The following is a 17,000-nucleotide window of genomic DNA, read 5'->3' as shown; positions in this document are numbered from 1 at the left end:
TGCACGGAGGCGTGCGACCGTCGGCTACTGCAGGTGGCCGGCCTTCTCCATCTGGCGTAGCTCGCGCTTGAGCTCGGAGAGCTCGTCGCGCAGGCGCGCGGCAAGCTCGAACTTGAGCTCGCCAGCAGCCTCAAGCATCTGCGAGTTGAGGTCGGCGATGATCGACTCGAGGTCGTTCGCACCGTTCGCGGCCAAGCCGACTCGACGGTTCGGCGTCGAAGTCTTACGCCGAGCGTCGCGGCCAGCGAGCAGCTCGGCCGTGTCGGCCTCCTCGCGGGCGAGGGCTTCGGTGATATCGCCGATGCGTTTGCGCAGCGGGGTCGGGTCGATGCCGTGCAGGGTGTTGTAGGCGACCTGCTTCTCGCGGCGGCGGTCGGTTTCGTCGATCGCCTTCTCCATCGAGGCAGTGAGCCGGTCGGCGTACATGTGGACCTCACCGGAGACGTTGCGAGCGGCCCGCCCAATGGTCTGAATGAGTGATGTGGCCGAGCGCAGGAACCCTTCCTTGTCGGCGTCGAGAATGGCGACCAGCGACACCTCGGGCAGGTCGAGCCCCTCACGCAGCAAGTTGATACCGACCAGTACGTCGTAGATGCCGGCGCGCAGTTCGGTGAGCAGCTCGACTCGGCGCAGGGTGTCGACGTCGGAGTGTAGATAGCGCACCCGCACCCCGGCCTCGGTGAGAAAGTCGGTAAGGTTCTCGGCCATTTTCTTGGTGAGGGTCGTGACGAGCACGCGTTCGTTGCGTTCGCTGCGCTTCTTGATCTCTTCGAGCAGGTCGTCGATCTGCCCCTTGCTCGGCTTGACGATGATTTGTGGGTCGATCAGGCCGGTCGGGCGGATGATCTGCTCGACGATGCCGTCCGCTATACCCATCTCGTACTTACCCGGGGTCGCCGAAAGATATACGGTCTGGCCGACCCGGTCCTTGAACTCGTTAAACTTGAGCGGTCGGTTGTCGAGCGCGCTCGGCAGCCGAAAGCCGTGATCGACCAGGGTGCGCTTGCGCGAGGAGTCCCCCTCATACATGGCGCCGATTTGCGGCACGGTCACGTGCGACTCATCGATGACCATGAGAAAGTCGTCGGGAAAATAGTCCAGCAGGCAGTGCGGCGCCTCCCCCGGCTCCCGCGCATCGATGTGACGCGAGTAGTTCTCGATGCCAGAGCAAAACCCGATCTGCTCCATCATTTCGAGGTCGAAGGTCGTGCGCATGCGCAACCGTTGGGCTTCGAGCAGTTTGCCCTCCCGTTCGAGTACCTGGAGACGCTCAGCCAGTTCGATCTCGATGGTGCCGATGGCACGCCGCATAACGTCGTCGCTCGCCACATAGTGCGACCCGGGAAAGACGGATACCGAATCAAGCTTCTTGACGATGTCGCCGGTCAGCGGATGCAGACTGTACAGACCCTCAATCTCGTCGCCGAACATCTCGATGCGAATAGCAAGCTCTTCGTACATGGGGATGATTTCAATGGTGTCGCCACGCACCCGAAAGTTGCCTCGAGAGAAGTCGACGTCGTTGCGCTTATATTGCATCGCCACAAATTTGCGCACCAGCCAGTCGCGGCTGACCTTCTGGCCGATCTGCAGCGCGATCATCGCGTCAAGGTAGCCCTGCGGCGTGCCCAGCCCGTAGATGCACGACACCGTCGACACCACTATGACGTCGCGGCGGCTGAGTAGCGAGTTGGTGGTGGAATGCCGCAGTCGCTCAACCTCTTCGTTTATCGAGGAGTCCTTCTCGATGAAGGTGTCGGTCTGCGGAACGTAGGCCTCTGGCTGGTAATAGTCGTAGTACGAGACGAAGTACTCGACCGCGTTATTGGGCATGAGGTCACGGAATTCGTTGACCAGCTGGGCCGCGAGGGTCTTGTTGTGGGCCAGAACGAGCGTCGGGCGCTGCACCTGCTCGATCAGCCAGGCCGTCGTGGCCGACTTGCCGGTGCCGGTCGCACCCAGCAGCACGATGTCGGTTTCCCCAGCGTTGATGCGGGCAGTCAGGTCGGCGATTGCCGCCGGCTGATCGCCGCTCGGCGTGTACTCACTGACCACTTCAAACGGGTTCACAGAGCGCGTTGGTTCCATGCCTCCATTCTACAAACTGGGTCTGACAGTCAGCCCTCGTGAGCGGAGTTGGCAGAGCGGATGCCGGCAATCGCTTCGGCCGTACCAGCTTCGGCCACCCGTACGCGCTCCCAGAGCGCATCAACCTGGGCCAGCGTCTCTTCGACGGTGCCCGTGTTGTCGATCACGACGTCGGCCAGGGCGAGACGCTCCGCATCGCTCGCCTGCGCGCCAATCCGCGAAGTGGCCTCCGACTCGGTCAGCCCGCGGAGCTCGATCATGCGTTGAATCCGGGTCGAGGCATCGGCGTGCACGACGACAATCAGATCGAAAGTAACCAGGCCTCCAGCGATGGCCTCGGCCAAGAGCGGAACGTCATACACCACGATGGCATGCGGGTCGGCGGCGCCCGCTTCCGCAACCCGATCGCGGGTGAGCCGGCGCACTGCAGGATGGGTGATGGCGTTAAGCCGTTCACGTTGCACCGAGTCAGTGAAGATGATGGTGCCGAGCGCGGCGCGGTTGAGGCTGCCGTCCGGTAGCAGAAGGTCATTGCCAAATTCCGCAGCAATGGCAGCCAGTGCCGGGGTACCGGGTGCAACGACCTCACGCGCTAGTTGATCGGCGTCCACACCGACGGCACCGTGCGAGGTGAGGCGTTTGGCCACGGTACTTTTGCCAGAGGCGATTCCGCCGGTCAGCCCAATTAGATACATCCCGCCAGACTATCTGCTGCGTCAGTCTACGAGGTGACCCGGAACATCCCGCCCCCACACGGGAGGGGACGCTGCCTTGTCGCGGTACGGTCGCATCCGCTATCAAGAATCTGACCGAGCCCAGTTGCACGTGATTTTAAACACGGCGGGCCGTATCCCGAAGGATACGGCCCGCCGTGTGCTTTTTAGCTATGCTACTTTATTGCTAGTTGCCGCCGGAGAGCTTCTCGCGGAGAGCCGCGAGTGCTTCGTCGTCGGCGAGCGTGCCGGCGCCAGCCGACTCGCTCGAGAAGGCAGAGCCGGCCGGTGCGACGTCGCTGGGGGCAGCGATCTCGTCGTTCGCGGTCGAAACCTGCTTCTTGTGGGCTTCCCAACGTGCCTGGGCTGCAGCGTAGTCCTGCTCCCACTTTTCGCGCTGCTCGTCAAAGCCTTCGCGCCACTCGTTGGTCTCGGAATCGAAGCCTTCGGGGTACTTGTACTGGCCCTTGTCGTCGTACTCGGTGAGCATTCCGTAGAGCGCCGGGTCGAACTCGGTGCCGTCGGGGTCGACGCCATCGTTGGCCTGCTTGAGGCTGAGCGAAATGCGGCGACGCTCGAGGTCGATGTCGATGACCTTGACGAAGACCTCGTCGCCGACCGAGACAACCTGCTCGGCGAGCTCAACGTGCTTGCCGGACAGCTCGGAGATGTGCACGAGACCCTCGATGCCCTCGGCAACGCGAACGAACGCGCCGAACGGAACGAGCTTGGTGACCTTACCCGGTGCAACCTGGCCGATGGCGTGGGTGCGGGCGAATACCTGCCACGGGTCTTCCTGCGTTGCCTTCAACGACAGCGAGACACGCTCGCGGTCGAGGTCAACTTCGAGGATCTCGACGGTGACTTCCTGGCCAACTTCAACGACCTCGCTGGCGTGCTCAATGTGCTTCCAGCTGAGCTCGGAAACGTGAACCAGACCATCGACGCCGCCGAGGTCGACGAACGCACCGAAGTTGACGATCGAGGAGACGACGCCCTTGCGGACCTGTCCCTTCTGGAGGTTGTTGAGGAACGTGGTGCGGCTTTCGCTCTGGGTCTGCTCGAGCAGGGCGCGACGCGACAGCACAACGTTGTTGCGGTTCTTGTCGAGTTCGAGAATCTTCGCTTCGATTTCCTGGCCCAGGTACGGGGTCAGGTCGCGAACGCGACGAAGTTCGATGAGCGATGCCGGCAGGAAGCCACGCAGGCCGATGTCGACGATGAGTCCACCCTTGACGACCTCGATAACCGAACCGGTGACAACACCGTCGGACTCCTTGATCTTCTCAACATCGCCCCATGCACGCTCGTACTGAGCGCGCTTCTTGGAGAGAATGAGGCGGCCTTCTTTGTCTTCTTTCTGAAGAACGAGGGCCTCGACCAGGTCGCCGACCTTGACAACCTCGGAGGGGTCAACGTCGTGCTTGATGGAAAGTTCGCGCGAGGGAATGACACCCTCAGTCTTGTACCCAACGTCGAGGAGAACCTCGTCGCGGTCGATCTTCACAACGGTGCCCTCGATGAGGTCTCCGTCGTTGAAGAATTTCAGAGTCTTTTCGACCGCGGCAAGAAAGTCTTCAGCAGATCCAATGTCGTTGATGGCGACCTGCTTGGGTGCCCGTTCGGTCGTTGCGATTGTCATGTAGTAGTTGCTCCAGGATGGACATAATCAGGCCACACGCGAAAAATCGTTCTAGCGTTTAGCTGCTCCGCGGTTATGAAAGACCGGGGAACACTCCGCGCATGGCAGCGGATGGGTGTCACAAATGTGACACTCCATACTAGCTACCTGAGAAGGCGAGGAGCAACTCGACATTCGGCTGCCCGCAACTGGTTCTATGGAACGATCACGATCGTGCCGGCGGCGCCGTGCTCGGCATCCGTCATGGCGTGCGTCACGAACGAATAGGTTCCAGCTTCGGGAAAGCTCAGCTCGACAAACCCGCCCTGTGCCGGAGCAAGACCGAGCGTTTGACTCCCGCCGGTACCCGTGCTGCCGCCGTTTCGCAGCAGATAGTCGCCCTCGGCGTAGACCGTGTCGAATTGCCCGCCCACGATGTGGAAGGAACTGCCCAGGTTCGGCCCGGCATCGAGCACCCACAAGCGGATGCGCTCCCCCACCTTCGCGCGGAGCGGCTGTTCCTGATACTGGTTGGCGTAGCCGTTGAAGACGACGAGGTCTGGGGTGGCGGCGGCGATCTTGTCGGAGTTCGCGATGCCGCCCTGGGGTCCCAGGTAGAACTCGGACTGCACGAGCAGGTATTCCGAGTCGACCGGGTCGAGGCCGGCGGGGTCGATGACGACAGCCCCGAACATGCCGTTGGCAATGTGCAGCGACATCGGCATGGTCGAGCAGTGGTAAAGCCAAATGCCCGACCGCGTGGCGGTGAAGGAATACTCGAGCGTTTCGCCCGGCTCGATTGTGCGCATCGGACCATCGGGGGCGAGCGCCCCGGCGTGGAAGTCGAGGGAATGGCCGGTCGTGGCCTCGTTGATCAGGGTGATCGTGAAGGTATCGTCGACCTTTCCGCGCAGGGTGGGGCCGGGCGCGGTGCCGTTGAACGGCCACAGGGTTTGGGTCACGCCGGGGGCGACCTCGATCTCGGTGTCACCGACCCGGAAGGTGTACTCGTGGTGGGTGTCATTGGACGCAGGCGGTAGGGCAGCATCGCGCGCCACGAATCCGGACGAGGGGTCGGTATGCACGCCGAGGTCGTCGGCGGCGGACGCTGCGGAGGTTGCGCCGGAACTGGCGTGGCCTGTGTGCGCGGCCGCGGCATCCGTTGAATCGGTATTCGCCCCGCCGGTGACGACAATCTGCAGCACCATGCCCATCTGGCGGTGGCCGGCGATGGAGCACCAGCCTTCGCTGCTGGCGGCCATGATTCCGGCGTCGAGCGTGATGGTCTCCCCCGGGGCTACCCGTCCAGAGGTAAGGCCGCTTTCGAGGGTGAGGTCGTGCACGGCCGTGTCGTTGTTCGTGACGGTCAGTTCAAGCCGGTTGCCGGCGGGAACGGTCAGGCTCGACGGTGAGAACCGCATGTCGAGCATGGTCACGCTCGCCGCGGTGACTTCACCCGAGGCGACGGTCGCGGCGTCTGGAGCAGTCACCGATGCCGAACCGACCCCGGCCGAAACTGGGTCAAGGGCGACACCAGCGGTGACGGCCAGCACGAGCACCCCAACCGCTGCGGCGGCCATTCCGCTGCGTGTGCGGCGCGGGCTGGCCGTACCCAGCGGCACGGCTATGACCCTGGCCATCGGCGCGGATCCGGCACGAGAACGGATGCGCCCACCGGCAACGACCGCGCGCAGCAGCAGCACCAGAAAGCTCAGCAACACCCCGAACACCACCAGGGACAGCACCACCTTGACCAGGCTCGGCACCGGAAGCAGGTAGAGCACAATGCCGCCGTTGACGACGAGTAGGCGAAACAGCGGCGCTCGATCGAGTTCGGCCGCTGCTGCCTTGCCGGCCTGCGGTCCGCCGCCGGAGACCATCGGAACCAGGTAGCTCAGGGCCCCGAGCAGTAGTTGCAGGGCGAAGCCGGCCAGCAGGGGAATCAGCAGCCAGCCGAGTCGGGTGACGGCGTCGGCCAGGGTTGCCGCGGTCGCGACGAGCAGGCCGAGCGCCGCGACGCTGAACGCCAACCAGGCCACCGATGCTGCCAAACTCCAGCTGGCAAAGGTGGTCGGCGGTGCCTGCCTGGCCTGCCGCACGGCCTCCAGCACGACGGGCACGAGACCGAGCAGGTAGACCAGGGCGCCGGCTCCGACGCCGAGCGGCAGGCCGGCCACGCTGGCGCCGGCGATGACGGCTACGCCCGCGACGAGCAGGGGCAGGGCTGTACGGACTGCGGCATCCGTTCCATCGCCGAGGTGGGTGCGCAGCACCGTTGGCCAGAGCAACAGCAGGGTGCCGACGGCGGTCAGGCCGACCCAGCCGAGCACGTTGAGGGCGATGTGCGCGACGTACAGCCCGGCGAAGAGATCGGCGCCGGTCGCTGGGTTCGCCATCGCGATGCCGAGGTAGACCCCGACAGCGAGGCTCGCAGCGGCCGCAATGTAGTAGCGCACCAGCGAGCCGAAGCGGGTGGGTTTCGCCCGGCGGAGCTCACTTCCCAGAAGAACACCGTGCAGCACCGCCACGGCGCCGACCAGAACAGCACCGACGAGCAGCACGAGGAACAGGTTCAGGGTCATGCCAACCATGACCAGAATCGCCCCGAGCGTGTGCCCGGCCAGGCGAATGATCAGCGACCGGCGCCCACTGAGCGCCGGCCGCCGTACCAAAGTATCGGCGAAATGCTGGCTCCAAATGAGAATCGCGGTACTGACGGCGCCGAGCAGTAGCAGATGCACCATGAGCCAGTCGGCACCCGGAATGCCCTGATGCGACAGAACGACGCCGCCCAGCACGACCAACCAGGCGGCAACGACGGCGTTGGTCTGCAGATACCAGGTGCGTCGGGCATGAACGCGGGCGGTGATGGGACTCATGGGCGTTCTTTTCTGGCGGGGCTGGCGGGCCTGACGTTTGGCACCGGCCCGCGCACGGCCGACATCGCAGCGATGACAATGAACAGCACGAGTGCGGCGATGTTCAGCGATCCGCCGAGCTGGAGCAGATCGGTCAGACCGTGGGCATCGCCGAACAGTACCCGCAGCACGAGGGATGCGTGCAGCAGCGCGACGGGCAGGTACATGATCGATCGGTACGGCAGTGGGCGGCGCAGCACAGCGGGCAGAATGACGGGGGCGTGGGCCATGATCATCGACAGGGTGAACCCCAGCAACACAGCGTGAATGACCGCATCGTAGGCGGGGCCACTCGTTGCGGCGCCGACGACGAGCCAGATACCACCGGCGACGACCAACCAGGCGTACCCGCTGAGCAGGCAGATGGCCATGTACCGGGGCAGCCCGGCTGAGCGGATGGTCCGGCGCGCGACATCGTGTAGGAACAGCCAGGACACTACCCAGAGCAGGGCCAGGCCGAAGAAGGGATAGCCGATTGCCGGCACGCAGAGGGCGAGCGAGACACCTCCGGTCAGGGACAGCGACGCCCACAGCAGGCCGCGCCCTGGATGGGTGCCGCACAGCGAGAGCCGCGCGAGTTCGAGGCGTTCGCCCGCGATGGTCAGCACCACGAAGGCGCCAAACGCCGGTATGAGGTGGGCGACCGGAACGTTGGCGAGCCAGAGAATCGCAGCGACGACGAGATTGACCCCACCGAGGAACTGGATCGCGGTGGCCGTCATTGCTTGCCGGCGCCAAATGCTGCGATAGATCAGCAGCAGGCCGATCGCGCCGGCGGCGATCGCGGTGCGGCCGATCCAGATCGGCAGCGGCGCCAGCACGAGCAGGCTGCCGAGGCCGAGCAGTGCCGGCGCGGTGAAGGCCCACCACTTCTTGATGGCGACGGCCCGTTCGAGCACGATCAGGGTACCGACAAAGCCGAATACCATCAGTGCGCCGTGCGAGGCGGCCAGGCGGTCGGCGAGCGGCGGAACGTCGAAGCCGAGCAGGGCCGTTGCCGCGTAGAGCCCCAGCAGGAGCGACACTCCGGCCGGAGCGAGAAACAGAAAGCGGATGCCCGGGCGATCGATCAGGGCACGGTTGGGCTGTGGCCGCGGCGCGGGACGCCTGCCGTTCGCGGGTACAGTTCCGGTGTCGGACGGGGACGGCTCGGCGGGACGCACCCTTTCAGTTTACCGAGCCGTATATTCCCGCCGAGGACTACGTCTCTCCTGCACGCCAGCCCGGGTGCGAGCCGCGTGCTAGGCCAGGGCCGACCGCAGGGTGTCGAGCCCGACGCCGCCGAGGTCGAGGGCACGGCGGTGAAACTCCTTGATTCTGAAGTTCGCCCCCTCACGGGCGGCGCACTCGTCACGCAGCTGCTCCCAGATGCGCTGGCCGACCTTGTAGGACGGAGCCTGACCGGGCCAGCCGAGGTAGCGGTTGACCTCAAACTTGACAAAGCTCGCGTTCATGTTGACGTTTTGGCCGAGAAAGTCAAAGGCGTAGTCGGCGGTCCACGGGCCGGAGCCATCTGGCAGCATTTTGCCGAGGTGCACTCCGATGTCGAGGACCACGCGCGCGGCGCGCATTCGCTGCCCGTCGAGCATGCCGAGACGATCGGCCGGGTCGTCGAGGTAACCCAGCTGTTCCATGAGACGTTCGGCATAGAGCGCCCAGCCCTCGGCGTGGCCAGATGTGCCGGCCAGTTGGCGGCGCCAGGTGTTGAGCTTGGCGCGGTTGTAGACGGCCTGCCCGATCTGCAGGTGGTGGCCGGGAACGCCCTCGTGATACACGGTGGTCAGTTCACGCCAGGTGTCGAATTCGGTCACACCGACCGGTACAGACCACCACATGCGCCCTGGCCGGGAGAAGTCGTCGGTCGGCCCGGTGTAATAGATGCCACCTTCCTGGGTGGGGGCGATCATGCACTCGATGGTCTTAATCTCGTCGGGAATGTCGAACTGGGTTTCGGCGAGATCGGCGACGGCCTTGTCGCTGGTTTTCTGCATCCACTCCTGCAACGCCTGGGTACCGTGCAGTTTGCGGGTCGGATCGGTGTCGAGGTAGGCGATGGCCCCTCGCACACCCGCGCCGGGTTTGATGTGGTCGGCGACTTTCTCTTGCTCGCGGGTCATGCGGGCGAGTTCTTCGATGCCCCATTCGTAGGTTTCGTCGAGGTCGATCGTGGCGCCGAGAAATCGGCGGGAGGCGAGGGTGTACAGCTCGCGGCCGATGGCGTCATCGTCGGTGGCTGTGCCCTCGAGTTCGGTGCTGAAGAAGGTGGCGAGCTTGTCGTAGGCGGTGGCCGAGCGGCGGGCGCCCAGGCCCAGGTCCGTGGCCAGCGATGCCGGAAGGGTGCCGGTGTTTAAGGTTGGGTTCGCGGCGAACTCGGCGAAGAATCCGTCGTTGGCGGCGTGGCGCTTGGCCTGGGCGAGTACCTCGCGTACCTGGCGGCGCGCCGGCGTCACGCCGCGTTCGATGCCGAGGCGAAGGGTCTCGATGTAGCCGTCGATGGCGGCGGGAAGATTGCCCAGCCGGCTGGAGATGTTGGCCCAGTCGTCGACGGTTTTGGTGGGCATGAGGTCGAAGATCTCGCGGATCTCCTGCGCGGGGGACGCAATCACGTTGAGGTCGCGCAGCTGCATCTCGGCCTCAGAGCTCTGCACGCTGAGCGCCAACTCGCTGCGAAGGTCGGTCTGGGTGACGTTGTCGATGCTGTCAACCGGGTACGCGGCATCGAGCTTGGCGATCGTCTTCTTTGCGGCCTCGACGAAGCGTTCGTGACCGGCCGGAGAGTAGTCGCCGTAGCGACCGTCTCCCTCGGTGCGGCCGATGTAGGTGCCCACGGTGGGGTCGAGGTCAACGAGGGTGTCCACCCACTCTTCGGCGATCTGATCGATGGCCGTTGGAGTGCGCTGGAGATCGGTTGTCATGCCTCGAGCCTAGAACAGCCCTGCCGGATGCGAACCCCCCAATGAGCGCGCTGTCCGGCCACGCCGCCCGAGCGAGGTGCGCATATCGACCGAAAACCGGGCTCGAAGGGTCGGTGTGGGCAGCTCAGCGTGAGATGCGCGCTAGTGCGCGGCGGCGTCCCAGTTGGCGCCGCGGCCGACCTGCACCTCAAGGGGAACGAGTAGATCTGCCGCGGATTCCATATTGTGGGTGACCACCTGGCGCAGGGCGTCCCACTCCCCCGGTGCGACGTCGAAGATCAATTCGTCATGAACTTGGAGCAGCATGCTGGAGTCCATCGAGGCATCCGTCATGTCGGCGGCGATGCCGTTCATGGCAATCTTCATGATGTCGGCGGCCGAACCCTGAATGGGCGCGTTGAGGGCTGCTCGTTCGGCGTTGTCGCGCAGCACCCGTTTGGGGCTGGCCAGGTCGGGGAAAGGCCGACGCCGACCGTAGATGGTCTCGGTGTAGCCGTCAACCTTGGCCTGCTCGACGACGTTCCGCAGGTAGTCCCGCACCGCGCCAAACCGTTCGAAGTAGTCGGTCATCAGCTGCTTGGCTTCTTTGGTGTCGATGCGCAACTGCTTCGACAATCCAAAGGCGCTGAGGCCGTAGGCGAGTCCGTAGCTCATGGCCTTGACCTTGCTGCGCATCTCGCCGGTGACCTCCTCTGGGGCGACGTGGAAGATACGCGATCCGACGAAACGATGCAGGTCTTCGCCGGCGTTGAAGGCCTCAATCAGCCCGGCGTCCTCGGACAGGTGCGCCATGATTCGCATCTCGATCTGCGAGTAGTCGGCGGTGAGCAGGCTCTCGCTGCCCTGGCCGGCCTGAAAGGCTGCTCGGATACGTCGGCCCTCCTCGGTGCGCACTGGAATGTTCTGCAGGTTCGGGTCGTTGGAGGAAATGCGGCCAGTGGCCGTGCCGATCTGCACATAGTTTGTGTGAATGCGGCCGTTGGTGTCGATGGCTTTATCGAGGGTTTCCACAATCTGACGGAGCTTGGTGGCATCGCGGTGCTTGAGCAAGAGATCGAGAAACGGATGCGGGTTGCTGGCCTGCAAGTCGGCCAGGGCGCCGGCATCCGTGGAAAAACCGGTCTTGTTGGCGCGCGTCTTGGGCATCTGAAGCTGCTCGAACAAGACGTCTTGCAGCTGCTTGGGCGAGCCGAGGTTCACCTCACGACCGATCTCGGCGAAGGCGGCAGCAGCCAGACTCGCTGCGCTGGCACCCAGCTCGGCGGAGAGCTCGGCGAGTTGCTCGTGCGAGACGCTCACTCCCGCCAACTCCATGTCGGCCAGGGCGAGCAGGGTCGGAAGCTCGATGTCGAGCAGAAGCTTGAGGGAGCCGGGATCAAGGGCTTTCTCGACGGCGGCGAACACTCGAAGGGTGAACCAGGCCTGTGCGGGCACGCCGGCCTGCTGGGTCTCGTCGGGCACCAGCTGATTGGGGTCGGCAACAGGCAGGGCCTCATCGAGGTAGCGGGACACAAGGTCGGCCAGGGTCTTGTCCGCGCCCCCGGGGCGAATGAGCCAGGCGCCGACCAGGGTGTCGAACGCGAGGCCAGCGAAGGGTAGACCGCTGCGGCGGAGCGCCTTCACCTGGTGCTTGGCGTCATTCATGATCTTCGGGGCGTCGCTGGCGAGCCACGCTTCGAGCGGCGCATAGTCCTTGCGGCCTGGCTGCCACGGTAGGTTGAGCGTTTCGGTCGGGCTGGCCAGCCCGAAGCCGATGGCCGTGCCGTCGTGGACCTCGACCGTGAAGCCGAGTCCGGTCGGGTTCGCACGGACCGCCCGATCAAGCCAGGACTGCAGCTCTTCGTCGAGCAGATCCTGCGCAATCGGGGCCCGCGGCGCTGGCACCTCGTCGACGAGGGCGGCGAGATTGGCCGCCGCTTTCGCCGGGTCTTCTCCAGCGAGTTTAAGCACGCGTTCGAGTAAGGACTTGAATTCGAGGCGGGTGAAAATATCGCGCACAGCGTCGGTGTCCATGGCACCGCGCTCAAGCGCGGCGACCTCGATGGGCAACTCGAGGTTGGTGACCAGGCGATTGAGTCGGCGGTTGCGAATCGCGTTCTCTTTCTGCTCACGCAGGTTGTTGCCGACGACGCCCTTGATCTCATCGGCGTGTTCCAGGATGCCGTCGAGGCTGCCGTACAGGCCGAGCCATTTCACGGCCGTTTTCTCGCCGACCTTGCTGATGCCGATCAGGTTGTCGCTGGTTTCGCCGACTAGGGCGGCGACATCGGGGTACTGCTCCGGTTCGATACCGTAGCGTTCGCGCACCCGAGCTGGGTCGTAGCGGGTCAGGGCCGACACGCCCTGGCTGGACGGGTAGAGCAGCGTGACGCTCTCGTTGACCAGCTGGATGGCATCACGGTCACCAGAGACAACGAGCACGTTGTAACCGGCGGTGGTGCCCTCGACGGACAGGGTCGCCAGAATATCGTCGGCCTCGAAGTCTTCCTTGGTGATGGTCGTGATCTTCATCGCGGCGAGGGCTTCTTGCAGAAGCGGAATCTGACCGAGAAATTCTGGCGGCGTCGCATTGCGGGTGCCCTTGTACTCGGGGTATTCCCGGGTGCGAAAGGAGGCCCGCGAAATATCGAACGCGACCGCGAGGTGCGTTGGCTTCTCGTTGCGCAGCAGGCTGAGCAGCATGGAGAGAAAGCCGTGGATGGCGTTCGTATGCTGCCCGGCCTGGGTCTGGAAGCTATCCACTGGCAGGGCGAAGAACGCCCGGAACGCCAGGGAATGGCCGTCGATGATCATCAGGGTAGGCTTTTCGGAGTCCAACACTCCCCTAGCCTACAAGTGTCTTCCTGCGTAGGCTCCCCGACCAAAGGTGATCATGTTCAATACGACTGACGATGCACTCGCCTGGGTTCAGCAGCGCGGCGGCGGAGACCTCGCCGACAAGATGGGGCTGGAGTTCACCGAGTTCACCGTTGACCGAGCCGTGGCACGGATGCCGGTGGCCGGCAACACCCAGCCCGCCATGCTCCTGCATGGCGGCGCCTACGTCGTGCTGGGTGAGTCCCTCGGCTCGATGGCCGCGAATCTGCACGCCGGACCGGGAAAACTTGCCGTCGGTATTGAGATCAACGCCTCGCACAACCGCTCAGCGACGTCAGGATACGTCACCGGCGTCTGCACGCCCATTCACCTGGGCCGCACGCTCACCACGCACGAAATCGTGGTCACTGACGATGCCGGGCGCCGCTGCTCGACGATTCGCATCACCAACATCATCAAGGACCTGCCGCCGCAGGGTTAGACCGCGTCTGGCTCGACCAGACCGATGAACGCCCTGAACTCAGCAACGCCGGCCGGTGTGACCGGCCGGTAGTGGGTCAGTGTCGGCTAATAGACCAGGTACGCGGCCCCCTCCGACGTGTCGGCGTTCTGGAAGGGGCGCGGGTAGTCGTAGAGCAGGTATGGACCGGCTTGGTCGCCGGGTTTGATGCTGCTGCCAGGTGTTAGCCGCCTCGGCAGCCACAGCTGACGCCGATCAACGCCTGCTGGCTCTCCCGCAACCAGTCCCGCTGAACGTCGACGCGTTCGACCACGAGCACGTCGCGCGTGTCGTGCCACTCGTCGATGTGCGGACGCCGCTGGCCGCAAGCCGGCCTCGCTGTGACAGCCGCAGCCCGGCAACCAGCAACGGGTCGTGGTGACAGCCAGGCGCGTGTCGTCGGCGGCGGCCTACAGGGCCGCGCGCGTCATCCGCTCAGTCCGGGCGATCTCCATCACTGAATAACCCTGCCGGTAGCGTTCGAGTACCCGATGCTCGTACTCGTCGCCCAGCCGCGAGGTGCGTTCGAGCATGGCGTCGACCGCGTCGGGCATGCTGTCGATGCGGCCAAGCTTCGCGTCGATGCGGCGCAAAAAATGCACACTCGCAGTCGGATGCCGCGCCCAGGCCACTCGCGCTGGTCACTCGCGCTGGTCACTGCGTTGCCGTCCAGCACGAACATGTGCCCGCCGGTGCTCATTATGAGGTTACCGGAGACCACCGACACGCAGCCTCGGCCACCCGCAACCGAGACGCAGAACGGCCCGGCAGAATCTGCCGGGCCGTTCTCTGGAACGTTTCTACTTCTTGGCGCTGAGCTGCTCGATAATCGCCTGCGACACATCGTGCATGGTCAGGCGACGATCCATGGAGGCCTTCTGAATCCAGCGGAAGGCTTCCGGCTCGGTCAGGCCCATCTTCTCGTTGAGCAGGCCCTTGGCCCGGTCGACGAGCTTGCGGGTCTCGAATCGCTCAACCAGGTCGGCGACCTCGGCCTCGAGGGTGATGATCTGGCTGTAGCGCGACAGGGCAATTTCGATCGCCGGCAGCAGGTCGTTGGGAGTGAAGGGCTTGACGACGTAGGCAAGGGCACCGGCTTCGGTAGCACGCTCGACTAGTTCTTTTTGGCTGAACGCTGTCAGCAGAACAACCGGGGCGATGTGCTCCTTGGAGAGACGTTCGGCCGCGCTGATTCCGTCGAGCTGGGGCATCTTGACGTCCATGATGACCAGGTCGGGGCGGAGTTCCCGTGCCAAGGCGACCGCAGTTTCTCCGTCACCGGCTTCGCCGACGACTTCAAAGCCGTTGTCGCGCAGAATCTCGACGATGTCGAGGCGGATGAGGGATTCATCCTCAGCGACGACAACGCGGCGCGGAGGGGTGGGGGTGCTGTCTTGGTCGGTCACGGGTAAAAGCCTACGGTATTCTGAACGAGTAGTTGTAAGCCGGTGTGGCGGAATGGCAGACGCGGAGCACTCAAAATGCTTTGTTCGCAAGGACGTGTGGGTTCGAGTCCCACCACCGGTACAGATCTGGAAAAAGAAAAACCCCTGGTTAAACAGGGGTTTTTTTATTTTCCCAACCACGCAACTAGGGTCCAAGCCACAGAAGCATGGCACAGGTGCCGCAACCACGGTAGAAAATCGCTCCCTCGCCGGTTTCTGAGGCGGCTTGTGTTGGCCCGCTCGTACCTGTCAGGCTGACTCGATGATGAATAACATTGCGCCCTGGGGCTATCTCGCGTTACTGATCTATCCGGCGCTGATCGCACTCGGGTTTTGGATGGCCTTTTTCGTTATTCGAAACGCCATCCGTTCGGCACTGCGGCAGCATCAGGAATGGCTCGACACCCGCGCGCAGCCTCCCGTTCTCTGACAGCACATACCAAAAGCCCCGCCCGAGACGACTCGGGCGGGGCTTTTGGCGTAAGCGCTACTTCTTGACGTATGCCGGTGCAACCTCGTTGTGAGCGTCGCCCACGCGGTGCACGCGGATGTCGTTGGTCGAGCCCACGATTCCGGGAGGGGAACCGGAGATAACGACGACCTTGTCACCGATTTCGGCGAGGCCCTGGCCGAGGAGAATATCATCGACCTGACCGAACATGGCGTCGGTGTGGGTCACCGGCTCCACCAGGTAGGTCTGAATGCCCCAGGTGAGGGCCAGACGACGACGGATGCCCGCCTCCGGCGTGAAGGCCAGCATCGGAATCTTCGACCGCAGACGCGACATGCGCCGCGCTGAATCGCCGGATTCGGTGAAGATGCAGAGGAACTTGGCGTCGACGAACTCGGCAACCTCGATGGCAGCCAGCGTGATCGCGCCGCCCTGCGTGCGCGGCTTGTTGGTGAGCTTGCCGATGCGCTCGAGCCCGTGAATCTCGGTGGATTCGATGATGCGAGCCATGGTCTGCACCGTGACGACGGGGTATTCTCCAACGCTGGTCTCACCGCTGAGCATGACGGCATCCGCGCCGTCGAGCACGGCGTTGGCGACGTCGCTGGTCTCGGCGCGGGTGGGAACCGGGCTCAGAATCATGGATTCCAGCATCTGCGTTGCGACGATGACCGGCTTCGCCATGCGACGAGCGATTTCAACGGCCTGCTTCTGCACGATCGGCACGGCCTCGAGCGGAAGCTCAACGCCGAGGTCGCCACGAGCGACCATGATCGCATCGAAGGCGTCGACGATGCCTTCGAGGTTATCGACGGCCTGCGGCTTCTCAATCTTGGCGATCACCGGAACGCGACGGCCTTCCTCGGCCATGATCTCGTGCACGCGGGTAATGTCCTCTGCACTTCGTACGAAAGACAGCGCGATCAGGTCGGTACCGAGGCGAAGGCCCCAGCGCAGGTCGGCTTCGTCCTTCTCCGACAGTGCCGGAACGTTGACGGCTACACCGGGCAAGTTGATGCCCTTGTTGTTGGAAACCGGGCCGGCGACGATGACCTTGGTGGTCACGACCGTGCCATCCGTTTCGACGACCTGCACCTTGACCTTGCCGTCGTCAATGAGCAGAAAGTCGCCGGGGTGCACGTCTTGTGGGAGCCCCTTGAAGGTGGTGCCGGAGAGCTCCTTGGTGCCAAGCACGTCTTCGGTGGTGATCTTGAAAATATCGCCGGCGGCGAGGTCGTACGGACCACCCTCGAACTTGCCGAGGCGAATCTTGGGGCCCTGCAGGTCAACCATGACGGCGACGGCGCGACCGGAATCGTTGGCGGCCTTGCGCACGTTGGCATACACGCTTTCGTGCACCTGGTAGTTACCGTGGCTCAGGTTCATGCGACAGACGTCAACGCCCGCGTCAATGAGCGCCCGGATCTGCTCGTAGCTGGCCGCCGCCGGCCCGAGGGTGGCAACGATTTTTGCGCGTCTCATACTGGTGAATCTCCGATTTCCGCGCCCGGTGGGCGCAATAACAGCGTAGTG

General features: G+C 64.1%; 12 protein-coding genes and 1 tRNA gene. 3 read left to right on the top strand and 10 right to left on the bottom strand.

Annotated features, from left to right (window positions below; translation table 11 throughout):
* Positions 1-24: 24 nt before the first annotated feature.
* The 7 genes from uvrB to polA all read right to left on the bottom strand — a co-directional run bounded on the left by uvrB (position 25) and on the right by polA (position 13,075).
* Positions 25-2,088 (bottom strand): excinuclease ABC subunit UvrB, encoded by a 2,064-nt coding sequence (uvrB, locus tag CXY75_RS09740; protein ID WP_104082629.1) that lies wholly within the window; start codon positions 2,086-2,088, stop codon positions 25-27.
* A 29-nt stretch (positions 2,089-2,117) separates the two neighbouring features.
* Positions 2,118-2,783, bottom strand: coding sequence for a dephospho-CoA kinase (gene coaE / locus CXY75_RS09735; protein WP_104082628.1), 666 nt, complete (start codon positions 2,781-2,783; stop codon positions 2,118-2,120).
* 205 nt (positions 2,784-2,988) lie between these two features.
* Complete coding sequence (rpsA, locus tag CXY75_RS09730) at positions 2,989-4,443, bottom strand: 30S ribosomal protein S1 (protein WP_092107815.1); 1,455 nt, start codon at positions 4,441-4,443, stop codon at positions 2,989-2,991.
* 194 nt (positions 4,444-4,637) lie between these two features.
* Entirely contained in the window at positions 4,638-7,301 is a 2,664-nt protein-coding gene (locus CXY75_RS09725) for a multicopper oxidase domain-containing protein (protein ID WP_104082627.1), read from the bottom strand.
* Positions 7,298-8,503 (bottom strand): hypothetical protein, encoded by a 1,206-nt coding sequence (locus CXY75_RS09720; protein WP_233201833.1) that lies wholly within the window; start codon positions 8,501-8,503, stop codon positions 7,298-7,300. Before CXY75_RS09720 ends, CXY75_RS09725 begins: the two co-directional genes overlap by 4 nt.
* Before the next feature lie 78 nt (positions 8,504-8,581).
* Positions 8,582-10,255, bottom strand: coding sequence for a DUF885 domain-containing protein (locus CXY75_RS09715; RefSeq protein WP_104082626.1), 1,674 nt, complete (start codon positions 10,253-10,255; stop codon positions 8,582-8,584).
* Between the two features lie 141 nt (positions 10,256-10,396).
* Positions 10,397-13,075 (bottom strand): DNA polymerase I, encoded by a 2,679-nt coding sequence (polA, locus tag CXY75_RS09710; RefSeq protein ID WP_104082625.1) that lies wholly within the window; start codon positions 13,073-13,075, stop codon positions 10,397-10,399.
* 52 nt (positions 13,076-13,127) lie between these two features.
* Between polA and CXY75_RS09705 the strand changes: the two genes are divergently transcribed.
* Positions 13,128-13,553, top strand: a complete 426-nt coding sequence (locus tag CXY75_RS09705) for a hotdog fold thioesterase (RefSeq protein ID WP_104082624.1) — start codon at positions 13,128-13,130, stop codon at positions 13,551-13,553.
* 428 nt (positions 13,554-13,981) lie between these two features.
* Here the strand turns inward: CXY75_RS09705 and CXY75_RS09695 are convergent, their stop codons facing one another.
* Together CXY75_RS09695 and CXY75_RS09690 are read right to left on the bottom strand one after the other, a co-directional pair.
* Positions 13,982-14,173, bottom strand: coding sequence for a hypothetical protein (locus CXY75_RS09695; RefSeq protein ID WP_146069431.1), 192 nt, complete (start codon positions 14,171-14,173; stop codon positions 13,982-13,984).
* 198 nt (positions 14,174-14,371) lie between these two features.
* Positions 14,372-14,977 (bottom strand): ANTAR domain-containing response regulator, encoded by a 606-nt coding sequence (locus CXY75_RS09690; RefSeq protein WP_035879545.1) that lies wholly within the window; start codon positions 14,975-14,977, stop codon positions 14,372-14,374.
* 38 nt (positions 14,978-15,015) lie between these two features.
* Here CXY75_RS09690 and CXY75_RS09685 point away from each other — a divergent pair.
* Together CXY75_RS09685 and CXY75_RS19825 are read left to right on the top strand one after the other, a co-directional pair.
* A tRNA-Leu gene (locus CXY75_RS09685) sits at positions 15,016-15,098 on the top strand.
* Positions 15,099-15,278: 180 nt separating this feature from the next.
* Positions 15,279-15,446: a hypothetical protein gene (locus CXY75_RS19825; RefSeq protein WP_158251176.1), complete on the top strand. Its 168-nt coding sequence runs from the start codon at positions 15,279-15,281 to the stop codon at positions 15,444-15,446.
* Between the two features lie 57 nt (positions 15,447-15,503).
* On the opposite strand, the gene pyk is transcribed toward CXY75_RS19825, so the two are convergent.
* Positions 15,504-16,949, bottom strand: a complete 1,446-nt coding sequence (gene pyk, locus CXY75_RS09680) for a pyruvate kinase (protein ID WP_104082621.1) — start codon at positions 16,947-16,949, stop codon at positions 15,504-15,506.
* Positions 16,950-17,000 lie beyond the last annotated feature (51 nt).

Origin of the sequence: Cryobacterium sp. Y11, assembly GCF_002929535.1 — a bacterium.
In the GTDB taxonomy this organism is placed as follows: domain Bacteria; phylum Actinomycetota; class Actinomycetes; order Actinomycetales; family Microbacteriaceae; genus Cryobacterium.
This window is presented reverse-complemented; position numbering and strand designations above follow the sequence as displayed.

Excerpts from the sequence above, each read along its gene's own strand:
- coaE (WP_104082628.1), bottom strand. The coding sequence starts at position 2,783 with ATGTATCTAATTGGGCTGACCGGCGGAATCGCCTCTGGCAAAAGTACC.
- uvrB (WP_104082629.1), bottom strand. The coding sequence starts at position 2,088 with ATGGAACCAACGCGCTCTGTGAACCCGTTTGAAGTGGTCAGTGAGTAC.
- pyk (WP_104082621.1), bottom strand. The coding sequence starts at position 16,949 with ATGAGACGCGCAAAAATCGTTGCCACCCTCGGGCCGGCGGCGGCCAGC.
- rpsA (WP_092107815.1), bottom strand. The coding sequence starts at position 4,443 with ATGACAATCGCAACGACCGAACGGGCACCCAAGCAGGTCGCCATCAAC.
- CXY75_RS09725 (WP_104082627.1), bottom strand. The coding sequence starts at position 7,301 with ATGAGTCCCATCACCGCCCGCGTTCATGCCCGACGCACCTGGTATCTG.
- CXY75_RS09715 (WP_104082626.1), bottom strand. The coding sequence starts at position 10,255 with ATGACAACCGATCTCCAGCGCACTCCAACGGCCATCGATCAGATCGCC.
- CXY75_RS09705 (WP_104082624.1), top strand. The coding sequence starts at position 13,128 with ATGTTCAATACGACTGACGATGCACTCGCCTGGGTTCAGCAGCGCGGC.
- CXY75_RS19825 (WP_158251176.1), top strand. The coding sequence starts at position 15,279 with ATGATGAATAACATTGCGCCCTGGGGCTATCTCGCGTTACTGATCTAT.